Annotated in this window: 15 protein-coding genes, 1 tRNA gene and 3 pseudogenes; 9 read left to right on the plus strand and 10 right to left on the minus strand. The window is 50.2% G+C overall.

What is annotated here, in order from left to right; genetic code table 11:
* Positions 1 to 136: 136 nt before the first annotated feature.
* The 3 genes and pseudogenes from CXB77_RS18205 to gatC form a co-directional block, all read right to left on the minus strand.
* Positions 137 to 1,143 (minus strand): annotated as a pseudogene (locus CXB77_RS18205) (NAD-dependent epimerase).
* A 51-nt stretch (positions 1,144 to 1,194) separates the two neighbouring features.
* Positions 1,195 to 2,646, minus strand: a pseudogene (gatA, locus tag CXB77_RS18210) (Asp-tRNA(Asn)/Glu-tRNA(Gln) amidotransferase subunit GatA).
* Positions 2,646 to 2,933 (minus strand): Asp-tRNA(Asn)/Glu-tRNA(Gln) amidotransferase subunit GatC, encoded by a 288-nt coding sequence (gene gatC / locus CXB77_RS18215; protein ID WP_105074966.1) that lies wholly within the window; start codon positions 2,931 to 2,933, stop codon positions 2,646 to 2,648. Before gatC ends, gatA begins: the two are co-directional and overlap by 1 nt.
* Positions 2,934 to 3,134: 201 nt before the next feature.
* On the opposite strand from gatC, the gene CXB77_RS24910 reads away from it, so the two are divergent.
* The 7 genes from CXB77_RS24910 to bioF all read left to right on the plus strand — a co-directional run bounded on the left by CXB77_RS24910 (position 3,135) and on the right by bioF (position 13,704).
* Positions 3,135 to 3,293, plus strand: a complete 159-nt coding sequence (locus CXB77_RS24910; protein ID WP_369681228.1) for a type IIL restriction-modification enzyme MmeI — start codon at positions 3,135 to 3,137, stop codon at positions 3,291 to 3,293.
* A gap of 17 nt (positions 3,294 to 3,310) precedes the next feature.
* The gene (locus CXB77_RS18220) at positions 3,311 to 6,061 is read left to right on the plus strand and encodes a DNA methyltransferase (RefSeq protein WP_105074868.1); all 2,751 of its coding nucleotides are present in this window, start codon (positions 3,311 to 3,313) and stop codon (positions 6,059 to 6,061) included.
* Between the two features lie 339 nt (positions 6,062 to 6,400).
* Positions 6,401 to 7,183 (plus strand): BRO-N domain-containing protein, encoded by a 783-nt coding sequence (locus CXB77_RS18225; RefSeq protein WP_197711102.1) that lies wholly within the window; start codon positions 6,401 to 6,403, stop codon positions 7,181 to 7,183.
* 142 nt (positions 7,184 to 7,325) lie between these two features.
* Positions 7,326 to 10,073 (plus strand): DNA methyltransferase, encoded by a 2,748-nt coding sequence (locus CXB77_RS18230; protein WP_105074999.1) that lies wholly within the window; start codon positions 7,326 to 7,328, stop codon positions 10,071 to 10,073.
* Between the two features lie 289 nt (positions 10,074 to 10,362).
* Positions 10,363 to 11,190: a BRO-N domain-containing protein gene (locus CXB77_RS20595; protein WP_105075000.1), complete on the plus strand. Its 828-nt coding sequence runs from the start codon at positions 10,363 to 10,365 to the stop codon at positions 11,188 to 11,190.
* A gap of 148 nt (positions 11,191 to 11,338) precedes the next feature.
* The gene (locus tag CXB77_RS18240) at positions 11,339 to 12,535 is read left to right on the plus strand and encodes an RtcB family protein (protein ID WP_105075001.1); all 1,197 of its coding nucleotides are present in this window, start codon (positions 11,339 to 11,341) and stop codon (positions 12,533 to 12,535) included.
* The gene (bioF, locus tag CXB77_RS18245; RefSeq protein ID WP_105075002.1) at positions 12,532 to 13,704 is read left to right on the plus strand and encodes an 8-amino-7-oxononanoate synthase; all 1,173 of its coding nucleotides are present in this window, start codon (positions 12,532 to 12,534) and stop codon (positions 13,702 to 13,704) included. Before CXB77_RS18240 ends, bioF begins: the two co-directional genes overlap by 4 nt.
* A gap of 64 nt (positions 13,705 to 13,768) precedes the next feature.
* Here bioF and CXB77_RS18250 read toward each other — a convergent pair.
* Positions 13,769 to 13,843, minus strand: a tRNA-Gly gene (locus CXB77_RS18250).
* 241 nt (positions 13,844 to 14,084) lie between these two features.
* Here CXB77_RS18250 and hemA point away from each other — a divergent pair.
* Both hemA and prfA read left to right on the plus strand, forming a co-directional pair.
* Positions 14,085 to 15,362, plus strand: a complete 1,278-nt coding sequence (gene hemA, locus CXB77_RS18255; RefSeq protein ID WP_105074967.1) for a glutamyl-tRNA reductase — start codon at positions 14,085 to 14,087, stop codon at positions 15,360 to 15,362.
* The gene (gene prfA, locus CXB77_RS18260) at positions 15,359 to 16,438 is read left to right on the plus strand and encodes a peptide chain release factor 1 (RefSeq protein ID WP_105074873.1); all 1,080 of its coding nucleotides are present in this window, start codon (positions 15,359 to 15,361) and stop codon (positions 16,436 to 16,438) included. The genes hemA and prfA overlap by 4 nt, the downstream gene beginning before the upstream one ends.
* Before the next feature lie 85 nt (positions 16,439 to 16,523).
* On the opposite strand, the gene CXB77_RS18265 is transcribed toward prfA, so the two are convergent.
* The 6 genes and pseudogenes from CXB77_RS18265 to CXB77_RS18285 form a co-directional block, all read right to left on the minus strand.
* Positions 16,524 to 17,195, minus strand: a complete 672-nt coding sequence (locus CXB77_RS18265) for a Bax inhibitor-1/YccA family protein (RefSeq protein ID WP_105074874.1) — start codon at positions 17,193 to 17,195, stop codon at positions 16,524 to 16,526.
* Between the two features lie 103 nt (positions 17,196 to 17,298).
* Positions 17,299 to 17,508, minus strand: a complete 210-nt coding sequence (locus CXB77_RS18270; protein ID WP_105074875.1) for a zinc-finger domain-containing protein — start codon at positions 17,506 to 17,508, stop codon at positions 17,299 to 17,301.
* A 40-nt stretch (positions 17,509 to 17,548) separates the two neighbouring features.
* On the minus strand, positions 17,549 to 18,478 hold the full coding sequence (locus CXB77_RS18275; protein WP_105074876.1) for a branched-chain amino acid transaminase: 930 nt from the start codon (positions 18,476 to 18,478) through the stop codon (positions 17,549 to 17,551).
* 28 nt (positions 18,479 to 18,506) lie between these two features.
* The gene (gene glnE / locus CXB77_RS18280) at positions 18,507 to 21,248 is read right to left on the minus strand and encodes a bifunctional [glutamate--ammonia ligase]-adenylyl-L-tyrosine phosphorylase/[glutamate--ammonia-ligase] adenylyltransferase (protein ID WP_347338199.1); all 2,742 of its coding nucleotides are present in this window, start codon (positions 21,246 to 21,248) and stop codon (positions 18,507 to 18,509) included.
* Positions 21,232 to 21,414 carry a hypothetical protein gene (locus CXB77_RS22715; protein WP_242445873.1) on the minus strand — a complete coding sequence of 61 codons (183 nt, stop codon included), beginning with the start codon at positions 21,412 to 21,414 and terminating at the stop codon, positions 21,232 to 21,234. The genes glnE and CXB77_RS22715 overlap by 17 nt, the downstream gene beginning before the upstream one ends.
* Positions 21,411 to 21,758, minus strand: a pseudogene (locus CXB77_RS18285) (D-hexose-6-phosphate mutarotase); the annotation flags it as partial. The pseudogene CXB77_RS18285 and the gene CXB77_RS22715, both read right to left, overlap by 4 nt.

The raw sequence follows: 21,758 nt of genomic DNA on the forward strand, positions 1-21,758 counted from the left end.
ACTGACGCTGTGAATGCAACACTGAGCGAGAATAATGTTGCAACTGTCGGTATTATGGATGATACCTATTATTATTAAGCCGATCGTTTGAATAAACCGCTCCCGAATCAATAATCGGGAGCGGTTTTTTAATGCCTCAAACTTGATAAAACGCCCGATACCATTCAACGAATCGTGCGACACCTTCGGCAACTGGTGTGCTGGGAAAATAACCCGTATCACGCACTAAATCAGACACGTCTGCAAAAGTATCTGGCACATCACCGGGTTGTAATGGCAGCAATTCCATATCCGCCTGTTTTTCTAAACACTGTTCCAAATAGCCAATATATTCCATTAACTCAACCGGTTGATTGTTGCCAATGTTATACAACCGATAAGGTGCTTGACTGGTTGCAGCATCTGGCGCAGCCCCAGACCAATCGGGATTTCCCATTGGCATTCGATCCAAGACGCGAATCACACCTTCTACAATGTCATCAATAAAGTGAAATCGCGTCGGTGTTTTCCATAATTGAAGACTTGAATTGGTTCACCAGCAAGAATAGCGCGAGTGAATTTGAATAACGCCATATCTGGGCGTCCCCAAGGACCGTATACCGTGAAAAAGCGCAATCCAGTTGTCGGAATAAGATACAAATGGCTATACGTGTGCGCCATTAATTCATTGGCTTTTTTACTTGCTGCATACAGACTTAATGGGTGATCGACGTTGTGATGCACTGAAAAGGGCATTTCAGTATTTGCGCCGTATACTGAACTGCTCGACGCATATACACAAATGCTCCACGCCATGATGGCGGCAGGCTTCTAATACATTGGCAAAACCCAATAGATTGGTGCGTACATACGCCAGCGGATTTTCAATTGAATAGCGTACACCAGCTTGTGCTGCCAGATTCACCACGCGTTCTGGACGAAAACTCGCAAAAACCTCATTAAGCGTTCTCCGTCTTCAATATCAAAGCGCAAATCTCGATAGCCAGCATAATTCAATGTGCGCTTCAGTCGTGCTTCTTTCAGATTGACATCGTAATAATCATTGAGATTATCAATCCCAATCACTTCATCGCCGCGTTCTAATAGACGCAGTGATAATGCCGAGCCAATAAATCCGGCGCTGCCGGTGACGAGAATTCTCATAATCTCAATTGACCTGCGTAAAGGTTATGAATGAAAAAAAGCAGTGGTTGTTTATTCAAAGCCAGCGGGAGCTGCTTGATGCCAATGGTGACATGTTGAAAACGATGTGCCACATTTAATAACCGCGCTTCATCAAAATAATTGCCGATGATTTGTAAACCTACTGGCAAACTATCCACTGGTGCGACGGGAATTGACATGCCGGGCAATCCGGCAAGATTGGTGGCAATGGTATAGATGTCATTGAGATACATTGCGACGGGATCATCGTAGTTCACGCCGAGCGGAAATGCGTCGTTGGGCTGGTCGGCCCATAATGACATCAACTTGTTCAAAGGCGCGATTGAAATCATCAGCAATTAAATGACGAATGCGCTGCGCTTTCAAATAATAGGCATCGTAATAGCCAGCAGATAAAACATAAGTGCCAATTAAAATGCGGCGTTGTACTTCTGCGCCAAAGCCTTCAGCGCGACTGCGGCAATACAAATCTTTTAAGTCTTGTGGATTATCGCAGCGATGACCGTAACGCACTCCATCAAACCGAGCGAGATTGGATGAACATTCTGCTGGTGCAACGACATAATACACTGGAACAGATAATGGACTATTCGGTAAACTAATCTCATGCAGTGTTGCGCCGAGCCGTTGAAATTCTTTTAATGCTTCATCAATTGATGCGGCAATACGCGCATCTAATCCTGCGCCAAAATACTCTTTTGGAAGACCAATACGCAGTCCATGAAGATCATTATCTAACGCATCGACATAATCAGGTACAAGTTCATTGACGCTGGTGGAATCGCGTTCATCAAAACCGGCCATTTCATCGAGAATAAATGCTGCATCGGCGGCCGAACGCGCCATAACGCCAGCCTGATCGAGTGACGATGCAAAGGCGATCATGCCCCAGCGCGAACAACGCCCATAAGTGGGTTTGATGCCAGTGATTCCGCACAGCGCGGCGGGTTGCCGAATGGAGCCGCCGGTGTCGGTTCCGGTGGCGACTGGGCACAGCCGCGCTGCAACTGCCGCTGCCGATCCGCCCGATGAGCCGCCGGGAACGCGCTGCGTATCCCAAGGATTGTGAACTGCGCCATAAAAACTGGTTTCGTTACTTGATCCCATTGCAAATTCGTCCATGTTGGTTTTTCCCAACATGACCGCGCCAGCCGCAGCTAATTTCTCGACAACAGTGGCATCATAAGGCGCAATGAAATTGTCCAACATCTTTGATCCGCAAGTGGTTTTTACTCCCGCAGTGCAGAAAATGTCTTTATGTGCGATGGGAATTCCGGTGAGCGGACCGGCGTCACCAGCTTTCAAGGCGTGATCGGCACGCGCCGCTGCTGCCAGCGCCGACTCTGCGGCGACAGTGATAAAACTATTCAGTTGCGGATCAAGGCGTTGAATGCGATCTAAATAATGTTGCGTTAATTCAACGCTGGAATACTTGCGCAACCGCAGCTCGGCGGCAAGTTGGGCTATCGTCTTGTTTTGCATCAGTCAATCACCTTGGGAACCAAATACAGACCGCTGTCGGTGAGCGGCGCAAGTTCTTGAAATCGTTCGCGTTGATCCGATTCTGTGGGTTGATCGGGGCGCAGGCGCTGGGTCATGTGCAGCGGGTGCGCCATTGGCAACACGCCGCTGGTGTCCACAGCGTCCATTTGTGCGACCAACGCGAGAATGTTAGATAAATCAACAGCAAGGCGGTCAGTGTTTTCGGGAGCAAGCGCCAGCCGTGCGAGCTGGGCGATTTTGTCGATGTCGGAGCGATCCAATGACATGGCGATCCTGTTGGTGGTTGAAAACGTTGCAAAATAGCACAGGGGCGGTTGCGAGAAAATGCGGAAGCAAAGCACTGCGCCATGCTTAAACTGCGGCTTAATCTTGCCAACGTATTCAAAAAATAGCGATTTAATTGCTGGCATAACAAAATAGAACAGGCAGCGCCAGCGGTATTAAATGCTCGCGCCATATTGCCAAATATGTCACTTGCTGCGCTTTATGATCCATTAACAATTCCAAATGAATTAGTTAAAGCGCATCATCAATTGGACGCTACCTATTCTAACCAAAATTTCACTGGTGATGCAGATCGCGTGACACAAATAAAATCATTGTGGTTAAATAAGCGCTTTAATTGACTGTATAGAGATTCACCATGCCATTATCTTGGAATGAAATCAAAGATCGCGCTTTCCAATTTTCGCGGGAATGGGCGGATGAATGCTCAGAAGATGCAGAAGCCAAATCCTTTTGGGATGGGTTTTTTAATATCTTTGGTATCACTCGTCGCCGCATGGCAAGTTTTGAAGTGTATGTTAAACAGATTGACGGTCGGTCTGGTTATATTGATTTGCTGTGGAAAGGCAAGTTATTGGTTGAACACAAATCACGCGGCAAAAGTTTAGACCGTGCTCACGCACAAGCGACCGATTATTTTCATGGTTTGAAAGAACGCGAATTGCCGCGTTATGTATTGGTGTGCGATTTTGCACGGTTTCGATTATATGATTTAGATGCCAATGCGCAATACGAGTTCCAATTATCCGAATTGGTGAATCACGTTCATTTATTTGGCTTTATGGCCGGTTATCAAACGGTTGCCATTAAGGAACAAGACCCAATCAATCTGAAAGCTGCCGAGCGCATGGGTTTACTACATGACAAACTAAAAAGCAGCGGTTATGACGGTCATGCGTTGGAAGTGTATTTAGTGCGGCTGGTGTTTTGTTTATTTGCCGAACATACCGGCATTTTTGAAGTCAATCAATTTCAAGATTTAATTGAACAACGCACCGCAGAAGATGGACAAGATTTGGCGCAATGGCTGGCGAATTGCTTTGAGGTATTGAGTACGCCACATGAAAAACGTTTAACGCATCTTGATTCGCAGCTTGCCGCATTTCGTTATATTAACGGTCAACTATTTGCCGAACAGTTACCGACTGCGGCTTTTGATCGAAAAATGCGCGATCTATTATTAGAAAGTTGTGCGTTGGATTGGGGGCGAATTTCACCTGCGATCTTTGGCGCTTTATTTCAATCGGTGATGGACGCTAAAAATCGCCGTCATCTGGGCGCACATTACACGTCAGAAACGAATATCTTAAAACTGATTAAACCGTTATTTTTAGATGAACTGCGGGCTGAATTTGAGCGCGTGAAACGGCAGAGCAAAAGCAATTTATTTGCGTTTCAAGAAAAGCTCGCCAGCTTAAAATTCCTTGATCCAGCTTGCGGTTGCGGCAATTTTCTGGTCATCGTCTATCGGGAATTGCGCTTGCTTGAATTGGAAGTGTTGCGGGTGCTGTTTGGCGCATCTAAAGATTTATCCATTGGCGTTGAGCTTAACATTCGCTGCAATGTCAATCAGTTTTATGGGATTGAAATTGAGGAATTTCCAGCGCAAATTGCCCAAACTGCACTGTGGTTGACCGATCATCAAATGAATCAACTGGCATCTCAAGAATTCGGCATAAATTATTTACGAATTCCGCTCACCCATTCCGCGACAATTCGTCATGGCAATGCGCTACAAGTTGATTGGTGTGATGTAGTGACACCAGCAGAATTGAATTATATTTTAGGGAATCCGCCGTTTGTTGGAAAAAAAGAGCAGAGCGACTCTCAAAAAACTGATATGGCGCAAGTATTTCAGAATGTTCAAGGCATGGGCAATTTAGATTTTGTCGCTGCTTGGTATCGCAAAGCAGTTGATTATATGGTAGCGCATCTGGCAATTAAAACAGCTTTTGTCTCAACTAATTCAATTACACAAGGCGAACAAGTTGGCGTGTTATGGTCAGATTTATTAAAACGCGGCGTTAAAATTCATTTTGCGCATCGCACGTTTCAATGGTCGAGTGAGGCAAAAGGCAAGGCTGCGGTGCATTGCGTGATCGTCGGATTTGCATTGCACGATGCAGTAAAAAAACAGCTTTTTGTTTATGAAACACCACAGTCTGAACCCAGCGAAATTAAACCTAACAACATCAATCCTTATTTGGTTGATGCGAACACTGTTTTTATTGAACGCCGCTCACAACCATTATCAAAAAATGCGCCAGAAATAGCATACGGCAGTATGCCGATAGACAAGGGTCATTTGATATTGAATGAAGAAGAAAAAGAGGAAATGATTGCCGCTGATTCCACAACAGAGCGATTTATTCGTCGATATTCTGGGGGCGATGAGTTTATTAACAATATCTCAAGATATTGCCTGTGGTTAGTTGACTGCGATCTTGTTGAAGCCTGCCGCTCTAAATTGATTAAAAAACGGATTGAGCTTAACAAGCAATATCGACTTTCCAGTAATCGGGAACAAACAAAATTGCTTGCAAAAACACCCGCTCTATTCGGCGAAATAAGACAACCTGCAACGCAGTATCTTTTAGTGCCAAAGGTATCTTCAGAAAACAGAGATTATATTCCCATTGGATTTTGTCATTCAAACATCATTGCCAGCGGTTCTGCTTTAATCATTCCAGACGCATCAATTTATCACTTTGGCGTTTTAACTTCAGCAATGCACATGGCTTGGGTGCGCACGGTTTGCGGACGACTTGAAAGCCGTTATCAATACTCAAATACCATCGTTTACAATAACTTTCCTTGGCCGGAATTAATCACTGATAAACAGCGCAATAAAATAGAACAGGCAGCGCAGGCGGTATTAGATGCTAGAGATCAATCGCCAAATGCGTCACTTGCCACGCTTTATGATCCATTAACGATGCCTGCCGAATTGGTTAAAGCGCATCGTCAATTAGATCGTGCGGTTGATGCAGCGTATTCCAAACAGAAGTTCAGTGGTGATACGGATCGCGTGGCTTTTCTATTCGAGCGGTATCAACAACTCACTGCGCCGCTTGATCCGCAACAACCGAAACGCAGAAAACGGGGTTAATCAGATTTTTATTGATTGTGGTTGACATCTTTTGATAAGCGTGTTTTTCTATAGCGCAGGTGCTTCAAAAACCTCAAACAGCGATGCCACACTCGAAAGTTAGTGGTTTATTATTTCCCCAGTTTCATTTTTTTCGCTGGGGGGTGCGGAGAAATAAGGAGAGTTATCTCACGAATAATCCCGCCGTCTGTTTGCGGTTTGAAGCCCCACAACGACCCTATTAGGGTCTTCCTTCAAAGAAGCAAACGGGTAATTGTTATGTTTAATTCAATTTCCAACGCCGTAAATCCCTCCGTTTTTACGTTCTCACCTTCTGAAAACGCCAGCTTTGACATCCGCATGATTCTGATTGACAGCGATCCTTGGTTTATTGCTACAGATGTCTGTTCGGCGCTTAACGTTGACCCGACAGCGATTCGTAAACTCGATGATGACGAAAAGGGTCTGTACTCAATGCAGACCCTAGGCGGAATGCAAGAAGTCAGTATTATCAACGAGTCGGGTCTGTACACGATGATTCTGCGCTGCCGCGATGCGACCAAGTCCGGCACTGTTCCACACAAGTTCCGCAAGTGGGTCACTGCCGAAGTTTTGCCTTCTATTCGCAAGACCGGCGGATATCATATTGAACAGGATATTCAGAGCAATTCACCGCAAGTTTCCCGTGAACTTGCTGCCAAGATATTTATTGCAGAAGCAGCAGCACGAATGTTGCGCATGTCAGATACCAGTAAGATTCGGATGCTGACGAAGATCGCTGAGAGTGAAAACATTTCACCTGATTTTCTACCGGATTATGTCGATGAACCACTGGTCAGAGCAATTACTCCGCTATTGAAAGAGATCGGACATCCGCTCGGCAGTCAAGTTGCCAAGAAGGTCAATCCCGCATTAGAAGCAATGGGTATTCTTCAACACCTGTCGCGCAAGGGTCGCAATAATGAGATTAAGTGGTTCTGGAATCTCACTGACGAGGGTTTGCAATACGGGCGCAATGAAACCAGCCCGAACAATCCCCGCGAGACCCAGCCGCTGTTTTTCGTGGAGCGTTTTCCTGAGTTATTAAAACGTTTGGAGGCATATATTGACTCCAACGCATTGCCGGGAACCAACTCTCAATAATCGCCAACGCTACATAAAACCCGCTCGCTATTTATGTAGTGAGCGGGTTTTTTGTTATAATCATCGCATCAATATTATGCTGAATTCGAGTTGAAGATCAGTTAAACTCTGTATTCAATCTTCTGCGTGTTAAGAGTTCTCTATGCCATTATCTTGGAATGAAATCAAAGATCGCGCTCTCCAATTTTCGCGGGAATGGGCGGATGAATGCGCAGAAGATGCAGAAGCCAAATCGTTTTGGGATGGTTTTTTTAATATCTTTGGCGTGAGTCGGCGGCGGCTAGCGAATTTTGAACGGCGCGTAAAAACAGTGGATGGACGCACTGGTTATATTGATTTGCTGTGGAAAGGCAAGTTGTTGGTTGAACATAAATCACGCGGCAAAAGTTTAGACCGTGCGCATACGCAAGCGACGGATTATTTTCACGGCTTGAAAGAACGTGAATTGCCGCATTATGTATTGGTGTGCGATTTTGCGCGGTTTCGGTTGTATGATTTAGAAGAAAATGAACAGCATGATTTTTTATTGTCAGAATTGGTCAATCACGTTCATTTATTCGGTTTTATGGCAGGTTATCAAACGGTTGCCTATAAAGAACAAGACCCAATCAATCTGAAAGCTGCCGAGCGCATGGGTTTACTGCATGACAAATTAAAAAGCAGCGGTTATGACGGTCATGCGTTGGAAGTGTATTTGGTGCGGCTGGTGTTTTGTTTATTTGCCGAACATACCGGCATTTTTGAAGTCAATCAGTTTCAAGATTTAATTGAACAGCGCACCGCAGAAGATGGACAAGATTTAGCGCAATGGCTGGCAAATTGTTTTGAAGTATTAAATGCGCCGCACGAAAAACGTTTAACGCATCTTGATCCGCAGCTTGCCGCGTTTCGTTATATTAACGGTCAATTGTTTGCCGAGCATTTACCCACTGCTGCCTTTGATCGGGAAATGCGCGAGCTTTTATTGGAAGGTTGCGCTTTGGATTGGGGGCGGATTTCACCGGCGATCTTTGGCGCTTTATTTCAGTCGGTGATGGACGCTAAAAATCGCCGTCATCTGGGCGCACATTACACGTCAGAAACGAATATCTTAAAACTGATTAAACCGTTATTTTTAGATGAACTGCGGGCTGAATTTGAGCGCGTCAAACGGCAGAGCAAAAGCAATTTATTTGCGTTTCAAGAAAAGCTCGCCAGCTTAAAATTCCTTGATCCAGCTTGCGGTTGCGGCAACTTTCTGGTCATCGTTTATCGGGAATTGCGCTTGCTTGAATTGGAAGTGTTGCGGGCGCTGTTTGGCGCATCCAAAGATTTATCCATTGGCGTTGAGCTTAACATTCGCTGCAATGTCAATCAGTTTTATGGGATTGAAATTGAGGAATTTCCAGCGCAAATTGCCCAAACTGCACTGTGGTTGACCGATCATCAAATGAATCAACTGGCATCTCAAGAATTCGGCATAAATTATTTACGAATTCCGCTCACCCATTCCGCAACAATTCGTCATGGCAATGCGCTACAAGTTGATTGGTGTGATGTAGTGACACCAGCAGAATTGAATTATATTTTAGGGAATCCGCCGTTTGTTGGCTCAAAATATATGAGTGATGCCCAGCGTACAGAGGTTGCCAGTATTTTCTACGACGTAAAAGGCGCAGGCATACTTGATTTTGTTTCCGCTTGGTATCGTAAAGCAGCGGATTACATGAAGGATCAGCCATCAATTAAAACTGCTTTTGTTTCAACCAATTCGGTTACGCAGGGTGAACAGGTTGGTGTGTTATGGCCAGATTTATTAAAACGCGGCGTTAAAATTCATTTTGCGCATCGCACTTTTCAATGGTCAAGTGAGGCAAAAGGCAAGGCAGCAGTGCATTGCGTGATTGTTGGCTTTGCATTGTATGAAACAACCAATAAGCAATTATTCGATTATGAAACGGCGCAAGCTGAAGCGATAGAAACTAAAGCAAAAAATATCAACCCGTATCTGGTCGATGCGTCTGACACAGTAGTTTCAAAACGAAATAAACCAATTTGTAATGCTCCCAAAATTGGTATTGGCAATAAACCAATTGATGATGGCAATTATTTATTTACGACGGAGGAACGCGATGAGTTTATCAATCGAGAGCCTGCTGCCGCTACTTATTTTCGGCGTTGGCTGGGTAGTGATGAATTCATTAACGGATATGAACGCTGGTGTTTATGGCTTGGAAAATGTCCGCCAGATCATTTGCAGAAAATGCCAGAAGCGATGAAACGTGTTCATGCAGTACAAAGGTTTCGGCTTGCAAGCAAAAGCAAACCAACCAATAAATTAGCGGATATGCCAACGCGATTTCATGTTGAGAACATGCCTAATTCTCGTTATTTAGTCATTCCTGAAGTATCTTCCGAAAAACGGCGTTACATTCCAATAGGATTTTTAGAACCAGAAACTCTCGCAAGCAGTCTTGTTAAAATCGTTTCTGATGCAACGCTTTACCATTTTGGTGTTTTAACTTCAGCAATGCACATGGCTTGGATGCGCACCGTCTGCGGTCGTCTTGAAAGTCGTTACCGTTATTCTGTAGGCATCGTTTACAACAATTTCTCGTGGCCGGAATCAATCACTGATAAACAGCGCAATAAAATAGAACAGGCAGCGCAGGCGGTATTAGATGCTAGAGATCAATCGCCAAATGCGTCACTTGCCACGCTTTATGATCCATTAACGATGCCGGCTGAATTGGTTAAAGCACATCGCCAATTGGATGCAGCAGTGGATGCAGCGTACTCAAAACAGAAATTCAGTGGTGAGACGGATCGTGTGGCTTTTTTATTCGAGCGGTATCAACAACTCACTGCGCCGCTTGATCCGCAACCACCGCAACGCAGAAAACGCGTTTAATCGGATTTTTATTGATTGTGGTTGACATCTTTTGATGGGTGTGGTTTTCTGTGTTGCAGGTACTTGAGACACACCTAGTAGCGTTACCCGCACACGAGAGTCAGCGATTTTTTAATAGCTAGGCTGCTCGTCCAATTAAGACCACGATTGAAGCATATCGTGGGGGTGCGGAGAAATAAGGGGAGCAATCCCGCGAATAATCCCGCCGTCTACTAGCGGTCTCAAGCCCCTACGGGATGCCAGTTTTTGGCATTTGTTCCTTGAGAAGAACTAGTAGGAGTGTCACTTCATGACCTCGCAAAATATCATCCTTTTCTCGTTTGACTCATTCAAGATTCGCATCATCCACGACGAAAACGGCGATCCTTTGTTTGTTGCCAAGGACGTTGCTGATGCCCTTGAATACAAGGATTCTGTCAACGCAATCAAGCAACATTGCAAGGGGGTGGCAAAGTACCACCTCCTTAAAACTGCCGGCGGAATGCAGAAAGTTCGCGTCATTCATGAACCTGATCTTTATCGCTTGATTGTCGGGTCTAACCTTCCATCAGCTGAACGTTTTGAACAATGGGTGTTTGAAGAAGTTTTGCCTTCTATTCGCAAGACCGGCGGATATCATATTGAACAGGATATTCAGAGCAATTCACCGCAAGTTTCCCGTGAACTTGCTGCCAAGATATTTATTGCAGAAGCAGCAGCACGAATGTTGCGCATGTCAGATACCAGTAAGATTCGGATGCTGACGAAGATCGCTGAGAGTGAAAACATTTCACCTGATTTTCTACCGGATTATGTCGATGAACCACTGGTCAGAGCGATTACTCCGCTATTGAAAGAGATCGGACATCCGCTCGGCAGTCAAGTCGCCAAGAAGGTCAATCCCGCATTAGAAGCAATGGGTATTCTTCAACACCTGTCGCGCAAGGGTCGCAATAATGAGATTAAGTGGTTCTGGAATCTCACTGACGAGGGTTTGCAATACGGGCGCAATGAAACCAGCCCGAACAATCCCCGCGAGACCCAGCCACTGTTTTTCGTGGAGCGTTTTCCTGAGTTATTAAAACGGTTGGAGGCATATATTGACTCCAACGCATTGCCGGGAACCAAATCTAAATAATCACCAACGCTGAATAAAACCCGCTCGCTATTGATGTAGTGAGCGGGTTTTTAATTTCAGCGGCATCAGTAAATCATTGCGCTGATCATTATTCAGTGTAAAGTATTGAGTTCGATCATCCAATTATCAACCGATAACGGAGTCAATCATGCCTATTAAACAAGTGATGACTGAAGGCGAAAAGCCGGTCAAAGTTTGGACTGATGATCTTGATTCGACCGCCCGTCAGCAATTGCTGAATATCTCCAAATTGCCATTTATTCATCATCACGTTGCAGCAATGCCTGATGTTCATGCTGGAATTGGCGCGACGATTGGTAGTGTCATTGCGACCCATCAAGCGATTATTCCCGCTGCGGTTGGCGTTGATATTGGTTGTGGCATGGCCGCAGTGCGTACTTCATTAACTGCCGAACAGATTGATGAGCGCGTATTAAAAAAGGTCTTCGATCAAATTAGCCGCGATGTTCCCGTTGGTCGTGGACAACATCGTGATGAACGCGCTTTGAATGAAGCGGCAATGCCATTTGCTGCGCCGTTGCAGACCATGACCGAAAAACATCCGCAATTGCTCAAAGCATTCGGACGCTTTTCCAACTGGATAAATCAAATGGGTACGCTGGGCGGTGGCAATCATTTTATTGAAATTTGTTTAGATGAAGCCGGTCAAGTGTGGATCATGCTGCATTCGGGGAGTCGTGGCATTGGCAATGCGATTGGGAACTATTTTATTGAATTGGCGCGGCGCGATATGGAACGTTGGTTTATTCAACTTCCTGACCGCGATTTAGCGTATTTTCCAGAAGGCAGTGAACATTTTGATGATTACGTTGCAGCGGTATCTTGGGCGCAGTCCTATGCGCGTGAAAACCGCGATCAAATGATGACTTTAGTATTAGCGGCACTGGCGCGTCATTTGCCAGTATTTAATGTGACGACCGAGGTTGTGAATTGCCATCACAATTACGTTGCGCGTGAACATCATTATCAAGCCGATGTTTGGGTGACGCGCAAAGGCGCAATTCGAGCGCGAGCAGGCGATTTGGGCATTATTCCCGGTAGCATGGGGGCGCGCAGTTACATTGTGCGCGGATTAGGAAATCCTGAGAGTTTTCAATCCTGTGCGCATGGAGCGGGGCGGCGCATGAGTCGCACTGCTGCCGAACGCCAGTTCACGACGGCGGATTTAGCCACGCAAACGGAAGGCGTGATTTGCCGCAAAGACAAGGGCGTTCTCGATGAAATTCCCAGTGCTTACAAGGACATCGATCAAGTGATGGCGAATCAGTCCGATTTGGTCGAAATCGTGCACCGGCTCAAACAAGTTGTTTGCGTAAAAGGATGAACGATCAAACACTTATCGCCGATTTACGCGCCCAGCTTGCCGCGCAGCAAGCGGCGCATTTGTATCGCCGTCGCCGCATTCAAGACGCGCCAGCGCAGCCGCATGGCAGCAGCGATGGGCGGTCAGTGCTGAGTTTTTGCAGCAACGATTATCTCGGTTTGGCCAATCATCCCGACGTGATTGCGGCGTTGCAGCACGGCGCAGCGCGTTGGGGCGTGGGCAGCGGCGCGGCGCATTTGGTCAACGGTCACACGGCAGCGCATCACGCGCTGGAAGAAGCGTTGGCGGAATTCACTGGACAGCCGCGAGTGCTTTTATTTTCAACGGGTTACATGGCAAATCTCGGCGTGATCACCGCGTTAACCGGACGCGGCGACACACTATTTCAAGATCGGCTCAATCACGCTTCGCTGCTCGATGGAGCACAACTGTCTCGCGCCACGCTGCGCCGTTATCCGCACTGCAACACCAATGAACTCAATCAGTTAATCGCAAAAGACCCGCCGCAGTTAATCGCCACTGACGGCGTGTTTAGCATGGACGGCGATCTCGCGCCGCTGCCCGCGCTGATGCAGATTGCCCGTGACGCTGGCGCGTGGTTGCTGATTGATGATGCGCACGGATTTGGTGTGCTGGGGCGCGGCGGGCGCGGCTCGCTGCATCATTTTGGGTTGAGCGCGGACGAAACGACGGTCGTGATGGGAACGCTGGGCAAAGCATTTGGCACGTTCGGCGCATTTGTCGCTGGCGCGGAGGAAGTGATTGAAACGCTGATTCAACGCGCCCGCAGTTACATTTTCACCACTGCCATGCCGCCCGCGCTCGCCGAAGCGACTCGCGTGAGTTTGCGGCTGGCCGAGCGTGAAGATTGGCGACGCGAACAGTTGCAGACATTGATTGCGCGATTTCGGCACGGCGCAGCGCAATTGGATTTGCCGCTGGCGAATTCATTCACGCCGATTCAACCGTTGCTGGTCGGGACTGCCGAGCTGGCGCTGGCGTGGAGTCAACAACTTGAAACAGTGGGGATTTTGGTCAGTGCGATTCGTCCGCCGACGGTTCCGGCAGGCACTGCGCGGCTGCGCATCACGCTCTCTGCGGCACATTCGGAAACTGATGTCGATCGGCTGTTGACTGCGTTGGCAGCGATTCAACTGCCGCCGGATTGACGAATCAATAAACGCGACACACACAAAAACAGCGATCAAATGATCGCTGTTTTTGTTGGATATTTGGAGCGGGAAACGAGGCTCGAACTCGCGACCCCAACCTTGGCAAGGTTGTGCTCTACCACTGAGCTATTCCCGCGTTAAGAGCCCGCAATTCTAGTGGCTTTTCAGAATCTGTCAACTGTTGAAAAACAATTTTTACAGCGCCAGCAAATTGTCATTGCGGTATTTTGACACGGTTGCAACTGCGCCTGATAATTTTTTAGCCTGAAAATTGTTAGCATTACGTTGTTTTGCGTCACGGGCCAATCGCCGGGAAAGACCGGCTCTCATTCAAAACTGCCGCCCTGCACGGCAGAGTTTCAACCGGAGAAATGTTAATGAAGCTGCTTGTTCTCGGACTCAACCATAAGACTGCCCCGATTGACATCCGCGAGCGGGTGGCTTTTGGCCCAGACATCATCGCGGGTGCACTGCGCGATTTGACCAAATGCGCCGGTGTGCGTGAGGGCGTCATTCTTTCCACCTGCAACCGTACTGAGCTGTATTGCGCGACGCAGGACGGCGCAGAAGACACCATTCGCCACTGGTTGAGCGGATTTCACGGTGTGGAACACGAGCGGATGAATCCGTTTCTCTACGCCCACGCCGAACGCGATGCCGTGATTCATCTGCTGCGCGTGTCGAGCGGCTTGGATTCGCTGGTGCTCGGCGAGCCGCAAATTCTCGGTCAAGTCAAAGCCGCATATCAAACCGCGACCGATTGCGCTGCGACCGGCAAACTGCTGGGGCGCTTGTTTCAGCACACTTTCTCTGTGGCAAAAACGGTGCGAACCGAAACCGCCATCGGCAGCAGTCCGGTGTCGGTCGCGTTCGCTGCGGTCAATTTAGCGCGACAGATTTTCAGCGATCTGTCGCAGCAAACCGCGCTGCTGATTGGCGCCGGTGAAACGATTGAACTGGCAGCACGGCATCTGCATCACAACGGCGTCGGGCGCATCATCGTTGCCAATCGCACCGTCGAACGTGCTCACGATCTCGCTGCCCAGTTCGACGGTTTTGCCATTTCGCTGTCGGAAATTGCCAACCATCTGCCGGAAGCCGACATCGTGATTGCGTCCACCGCCAGCCCGCTGCCGGTGCTCGGCAAGGGCACGGTGGAGCGGGCGCTGAAGAAGCGCAAACATCGCCCGATTTTCATGGTGGACATCGCGGTTCCGCGTGACATCGAGCCGGAAGTCGGTGAATTGGATGACGTTTATCTGTACACCATCGACGATTTGCAGGGCGTGATTGACGAAGGTCTGCGCTCGCGGCAGGCGGCAGCGGAACAGGCGGAAGAAATCATCGCGTTTCATTCCGGCGAATTTATGGCGTGGCTGCGTTCGCTCGATGCCGCTGGGCTGATTCAGGATTACCGGCAACGCGCCGAGGAATTGCGCGATGAAGTGCTCAACCGCGCCCAGCGCCAGCTCGACGCCGGTAAATCGCCGAGCGAAGTGTTGAGTTTTCTCGCGCACACGCTCACCAACAAATTGCTCCATGCGCCCAGCTCACGCTTGCGGCAAGCGGCACGGGATGGTGACGCAGAAATCCTCGACGCAGCCAACGAGCTGTTTCAACTCGATCAAACTCGCGCTTCAGCGACGGCATCATGAATCCATCCATTCGCAGCAAGCTGGAGCGGATTGCCGAGCGTTTCAGTGAGGTGATGGCGCTGTTGTCGGAGGCGGACACGCAAACCGATCAAAATCGGTTTCGGGATTTGGGGCGGGAATACGCGCAGCTCGAACCGCTGATGACCTGTTATCGCCGCTATTTAGATGCCGAGCGTGATCTAGCGGCTGCCGAGGAGATGTTGGCGGATGCAGAATTGGCGGCGCTGGCGCGGGATGAAATCGCGGAAATAGACACGCAGCGAGCGACGTTAGAAGCAGAATTGCAGCAGTTATTGATTCCGCCCGATCCGAACGACCAGTGCAACAGCTTTCTGGAAATTCGCGCTGGCACGGGCGGCGCAGAGGCAGCGTTATTTGCGGCGGATTTGTTGCGAATGTATTTGCGTTATGCCGAAACGCTCGGCTGGCGCACCGAACAGGTTTCAGAAAGTGCCGGAGAATTAGGCGGTTATAAAGAAGTGGTGATTCGCATCAGCGGCAACGGCGTCTTTTCGCGGTTGAAATTCGAGCCGGGCGCACATCGCGTCCAGCGTGTGCCAGAAACCGAATCGCAGGGGCGCGTCCACACTTCCGCGTGCACGGTCGCAGTGCTGCCCGAAGCAGAAGCGATTGATGCGATTGATATAAATCCGAACGATTTGCGCACCGATACTTATCGCGCTTCTGGCGCTGGCGGTCAGCACATCAATAAAACCGACTCCGCAATCCGCATCACGCACATTCCCAGCGGGATCGTGGTCGAATGTCAGGAAGAGCGTTCGCAGCACAAAAACCGCGCTCGTGCGATGTCGCTGCTACATGCCAAATTGCTGGCGGGAGCGCGAGAAACACAGGCATCGGAACAGTCGGAATCGCGCAAATTACAAGTCGGCAGCGGCGACCGTTCTGAACGTATTCGTACCTATAATTTTCCGCAAAATCGCCTGACCGATCATCGCATTAACCTGACGTTGTATAAGCTCGATGAAATTATGGCGGGGCAATTGGATCAAGTGATTGATCCGTTATTGACGGAATATCGCACTGAGCAACTGGCAGCAATGATGGGCAATTAAAATAATCCATTCGCTGCACAATAAAAAACCCCGACTGATGCAGTCGGGGTTTTTGTTATTCAGCGTGGTAACGCTGGGACGAAGTTTAATCGTCGCTCATAATGCCAAGAATCTGCAACAAACTGATAAAGATGTTGAAGATGCTCAGATAAATGCCATAGGTTGCCATGATGTAGTTGGTTTCTTCACCGCGAGCGATGCGTCCAGTGTCAATCAAAATAAAGCCGCTCATCAGCAAAATAATCGCCGATGAAATGGCTAATGACAGCGCAGGCATGTGCAGGAAGATATTAGCAATCGCCGCAATCATTACCACCATCATTCCGGCGAATACGAAACCCGCCATAAAACTGAAATCACGTTTGGTCGTGAGCGCGTAACCGGACAAGCCGAGGAAAATCGCTGCCGTGCCGCTAAACGCCAATCCGACGATTTGGCCGCCATTCGGCAGCGCCAGATATTGCGTCAGGATTGCGCCGAGTCCAAAGCCCAACAAACCAGTAATCGCAAAAATCACGCCGACACCAGACGCTGAATTGGCGGCTTTGGGCAGCACGAAAATTCCTAGCAGCATCGACACGATCACTGCGGCGAGATACGTCCAAGCTGGCATGGCCAACATGATGGATAGAAATGCGGTGAACGCACTGAAACCCAGCGTTGCTGCCAGCAACATGTAGGTGTTTTTCAGTACGCGGTTGGCGCTGGTGGCGAGCACCTGCGGGTTACGCACCGCAAAATTGTCTTGATTTATCATACAAATAGCTCCTGAGTTTTAGATTAAACAGTGAATGAAAAAGTTCTTGACGGCGAGGATTTATGGGCAATTTGCCGCAAAACCAAGAGGCTGGCTGGCGCGTTCAAACCGTCAAAACGTAATGAGCGCCGCAATACGGACATACTGCTTCACCGTTGGGCGCGTCCTCAATCGGCAAAAACACGCGAGGATGTTGGTTCCATACTGGCGCATCTGGTGGCGGACAAGACAACGGCAAATCGCGGTGACTGACCGAAATCGCGCCAGCCGGTGCGGAGATTGTGGAATGAACTTGCGATTGCGGTTGAGACATTGGGCGAGTGCTCCTAAGCGTGAGAATGCGGTCGCAAAAATTACGCCGCAACCAGCGTCAGCCATTCGGGACGAACATCGCGGCGACCGTGTACCTGATCGAAATACAGCGTTTGCAACCGCTCGGTGATTGGGCCGCGAGTGCCGCTGCCGATAGCGCGACCGTCTACTTCACGAATTGGCGTGACCTCGGCAGCAGTGCCAGTGAAAAATGCTTCATCGGCAATGTAAACCTCATCACGGGTGATGCGCTTTTCCACCACCGGCAAACCCAATTCAGCGCATAAATTGATGACAGTGCGGCGCGTGATGCCGTCGAGTGCTGAGGTCAGATCGGGCGTGTACAAAATGCCGTCGCGGACGATAAACACATTCTCGCCGCTGCCTTCCATGACATAACCGGACGCATCCAGCAGCAGTGCTTCGTCATAGCCATCGCGCAGCGCCTCTTGCAGCGCCAGCATGGAATTCATGTAGTTGCCGTTGGCTTTGGCACGGCACATGGTGATATTGACGTGATGCCGGGTGAACGATGACACGCGAATGCGAATGCCGTTGCGCATGTTGTCTTCGCCGAGATACGCGCCCCACGACCACGCGGCAACCATGCAGTGCACTTGCAAATTATCCGCCCGCAGTCCCATGCCTTCTGAGCCGTAAAAACACATCGGGCGAATGTACGCAGAATCCAAACCGTTCTCGCGCACCACGTCACGATGCGCCTGATTGATGGTGGCGCGATCCCACGGCATGTTCATGTTGAGAATGTGCGCGGAATTGAAGAGGCGATTGGTGTGCTCTTCCAAGCGGAAAATTGCTGCGCCCTGTGCGGTTTGATACGCCCGCACGCCCTCAAACACGCCCATTCCGTAATGCAGCGTATGGGTTAACACATGGGTTTTTGCTTCACGCCACGGCACCATTGCGCCATCTAACCAAATCAGACCGTCGCGGTCTTCCATCGTCGCCATCGTTCAACTCCGCAAGAAAATCAATAATCTAATGATTGCTATCCAGCAACACTTGCCACAGCATCCGCACTTGCTCGCGTTCAACCAGCAATTGATCGGCAGCAATCGTTTGCGGCTGTTGCGTTAGCGCGTTGCGATGGTAAATCGCCCGCAAGGTTTTATACGCATCGGTGAGCATTTGCGCCGTGTGCCCCGGCAGCAGTCCCAGCCGCGCCAAGGTGTCTAACAATCGAATGTTATCCGTCCACTCCACCAGCGCCGAATGTTCTGCCGCCCAGCGCAACACCGCGTATTGAACCATGAACTCAATGTCGGCAATACCGCCCACGCCCTGCTTGAGATCAAAGCGGTGCGCGGTGGTTTTATCGAGATTGACGCGCATCTTTTCGCGCATCTCGCGCACTTCGCGCTGCAACTGCGCCGGATCGCGCTGGCGACACAACACCGCTCGCCGCACTGCCTCAAACTGTTGCGCCAGCACCGGATCGCCCGCCACTGGACGTGCTCGCACCAGCGCCTGATGTTCCCATGTCCACGCATCGGTTTCCTGATACGCGGCAAATGCAGTCAGCGAGCGCACCAACATTCCTTTATTGCCGTCCGGGCGCAGCCGCATATCCACGTCATACAACGCGCCAGACAAGGTGCGCGTGGTCAGCATGTGAATCATGCGCTGGCCGAGGCGAGCATAAAACTGCACATTACTGACGGGTTTGGCGCTGTCGGTCATCGCCATTACGTCATCGCTGCCGTGCACAAACACCAAATCCAAATCCGAGCCGTAACCCAGCTCAATCCCGCCGAGCTTGCCGTAACCGAGCACCAGAAAACCGCTGTTCGCGCCATTGATCGCAGTCGGTCGCCCGTGCTGGCGCACCAAATGCTCGAAGGTCAATTGCAGCACTCGCGCCAGCGCCACTTCCGCAATTTCCGTGAGATAGTCACTGACGATCATCAGCGGAATCACCTCGGTCACATCCGCCGCCGCCACGCGCAACACGTTGCCCTGCACGAACTGATGCAGCCGCTCCATCTGCTGCTCCAAATCCGCTGCATCCACCGGCAGCAACAGTGCATCCAACTCGGTTTCCAAATCCTCGCGGCGCAGCGGCGCATACAACCGACGCGGATCAATCAATTCGTCCAGCAACAGCGGCTGCCGCCCAATCTGCTCGGTGAACCACGGACTCATTCCGGCCAAGCGGCACAGTTGCGCCAAAATCCCCGGCGATTCAATCAGCATTGCCAAATACGCGGTGCGCTGCACGATGGTTTCCAACAGCCGCAACACTCGCGTCAACGCCAGCGTCGGTTGTTCACAGGCGGCGCTGATGCGCAGCACGGTCGGCATCACCTGCGCCAGCCGCTCGCGCCCTTTACTGCTCAAACCTTTGCGATCGGTCGCGTCGCGGAATTGCGCAATGCAGGTTTGCACCGCCGCCGGATCAGCAAAACCTGCCTGCGCCAGCGCCGTCACATCCGAAGCCGTTTCCTGCGTTCCAGACCACAGCAGTTGCAAATTCGCTTCACCGTCAATCGCTTCTGCTGCATCGGGCGCAGCGAACACTTCATCAAACTGCTGTTGCACCACGCGGCGATGCGCATCCAGCACCGGCGCAAATGTCGCCCAATCCGCAAATCCCATCGAACGCGCCAGCCGCTCGCGCCCGATTTCATCGTCGGGAAGAATGTGCGTTTGTTTGTCGCGGTGGGCTTGCAGCCGGTTTTCCACCAGTCGCAAAAATTCATACGCCGCGTCGAGTTGCGCCACTGCTTCCGCTGGCATCAATTGTTTCGCCGCCAGCAGCGCGAGCACCTGCCGAATCGGGCGTACCTGCAACTCAGGATCGCGTCCGCCGCGCACCAGTTGAAAGGCTTGCCCGATGAATTCAATTTCGCGGATGCCACCGGGGCCGAGTTTGATATTGGCATCCATGCCACGCCGATAGAGTTCTTTAGCAATCATGCGTTTGAGATCGCGTAACGATTCAAATGCGCCAAAATCCAAATAACGCCGATAGACAAAAGGCCGCAGCAGCGCCATCAACTGCGCACTGTCCGCCGGATCGCCAGCGACCGGACGCGCTTTAATCATGGCGTAGCGTTCCCACTCCCGCGCTTGCGATTGGTAATAATCTTCAAGTGCTTGAAAATTCATCGCCAACGGCCCGACTTCGCCAAACGGACGCAGCCGCGTATCGACGCGAAACACAAAACCATCCGCCGTTTGATTGGCCAGCGTTTGCACCAGTCGCCGCGCCAGCCGCACAAAAAACTGCTCGTGCGTCAACGGACGCGGTACGTCACGAATTTCGCCGCTCTGCGCAAACGCGAAAATCAAATCAATGTCCGAGCTGAGATTGAGTTCTCGCGCTCCTAATTTGCCCATCGCCAGCACAATCAAATGCAATTCGCGCCCATCTGCTGCTCGCGGAGTGCCGAGTTCGGCGCATGTCCAAATATGCAGCAAATCAAGCGTTTGCTGAATGCAGACATCCGCCAGCTCTGATAAATCCTCCAGCGTTTCTGGCAACTCCGCCCAGCCCGCAAGATCGCGCCAAATAATCCGCACCATTTCGCGCCGACGAAATTGGCGCAGCGCCCGCTGTAGCGCGGTGTCATCGGTGATTCCAGTGAGGGCGACGGCGAGGCGTTGTGCTAAATCCCCCCCTGCCCCCCTTTTTCTAAGGGGGGAGGAAGAAAAGCCCCCCTTTGGAAAAGGGGGGTTGGGGGATTTGTCAAATAATTGGGATTTAACAACTCCGCAAATTCAGCAGGATGCCGCGCAGCACTGATGGCGACGAATTCGCTGGCGTCCCAGACGCGCTCCGCGCTGCGACAAACGCAGCATCATTCGGCACTGCCACGCCGTGCGCCGCTGCCCACGTCAGCCAATCTTGCCAATGTGCGGCGGTGACGGCGTTGCAATCGCTCATGCGCCGAGCGCCTCGATGCGATATTCCGCGCCGATTCGCGCCTCGCCCTGCGCTGGAATATCAATCACTTCCGAGGCGGTGTTGACTGTTTCCACACAAATAAACCGCAAATAATCAAGATCATCCAGATCATCCAGATCATCCATTGCCTCCGCAGTTTCCACCCAAGGATTCCAGACCACGCAGGTTTGGCTGTGCACTGCGTCAATCACAATGCGGCGATGGAGCACTGGGTCTTCAATCTGCAACCGCGACGGTACGCGCTCATAAATCCGATTAACTTCGCTGCCGACGGTGACTGCGCCACTTTGCTTGATCAGCGCATCGCCTGCGCCAGCCGCTTT

This window comes from Chromatium okenii, assembly GCF_002958735.1.
Taxonomy (GTDB): Bacteria; Pseudomonadota; Gammaproteobacteria; order Chromatiales; family Chromatiaceae; genus Chromatium; species Chromatium okenii_A.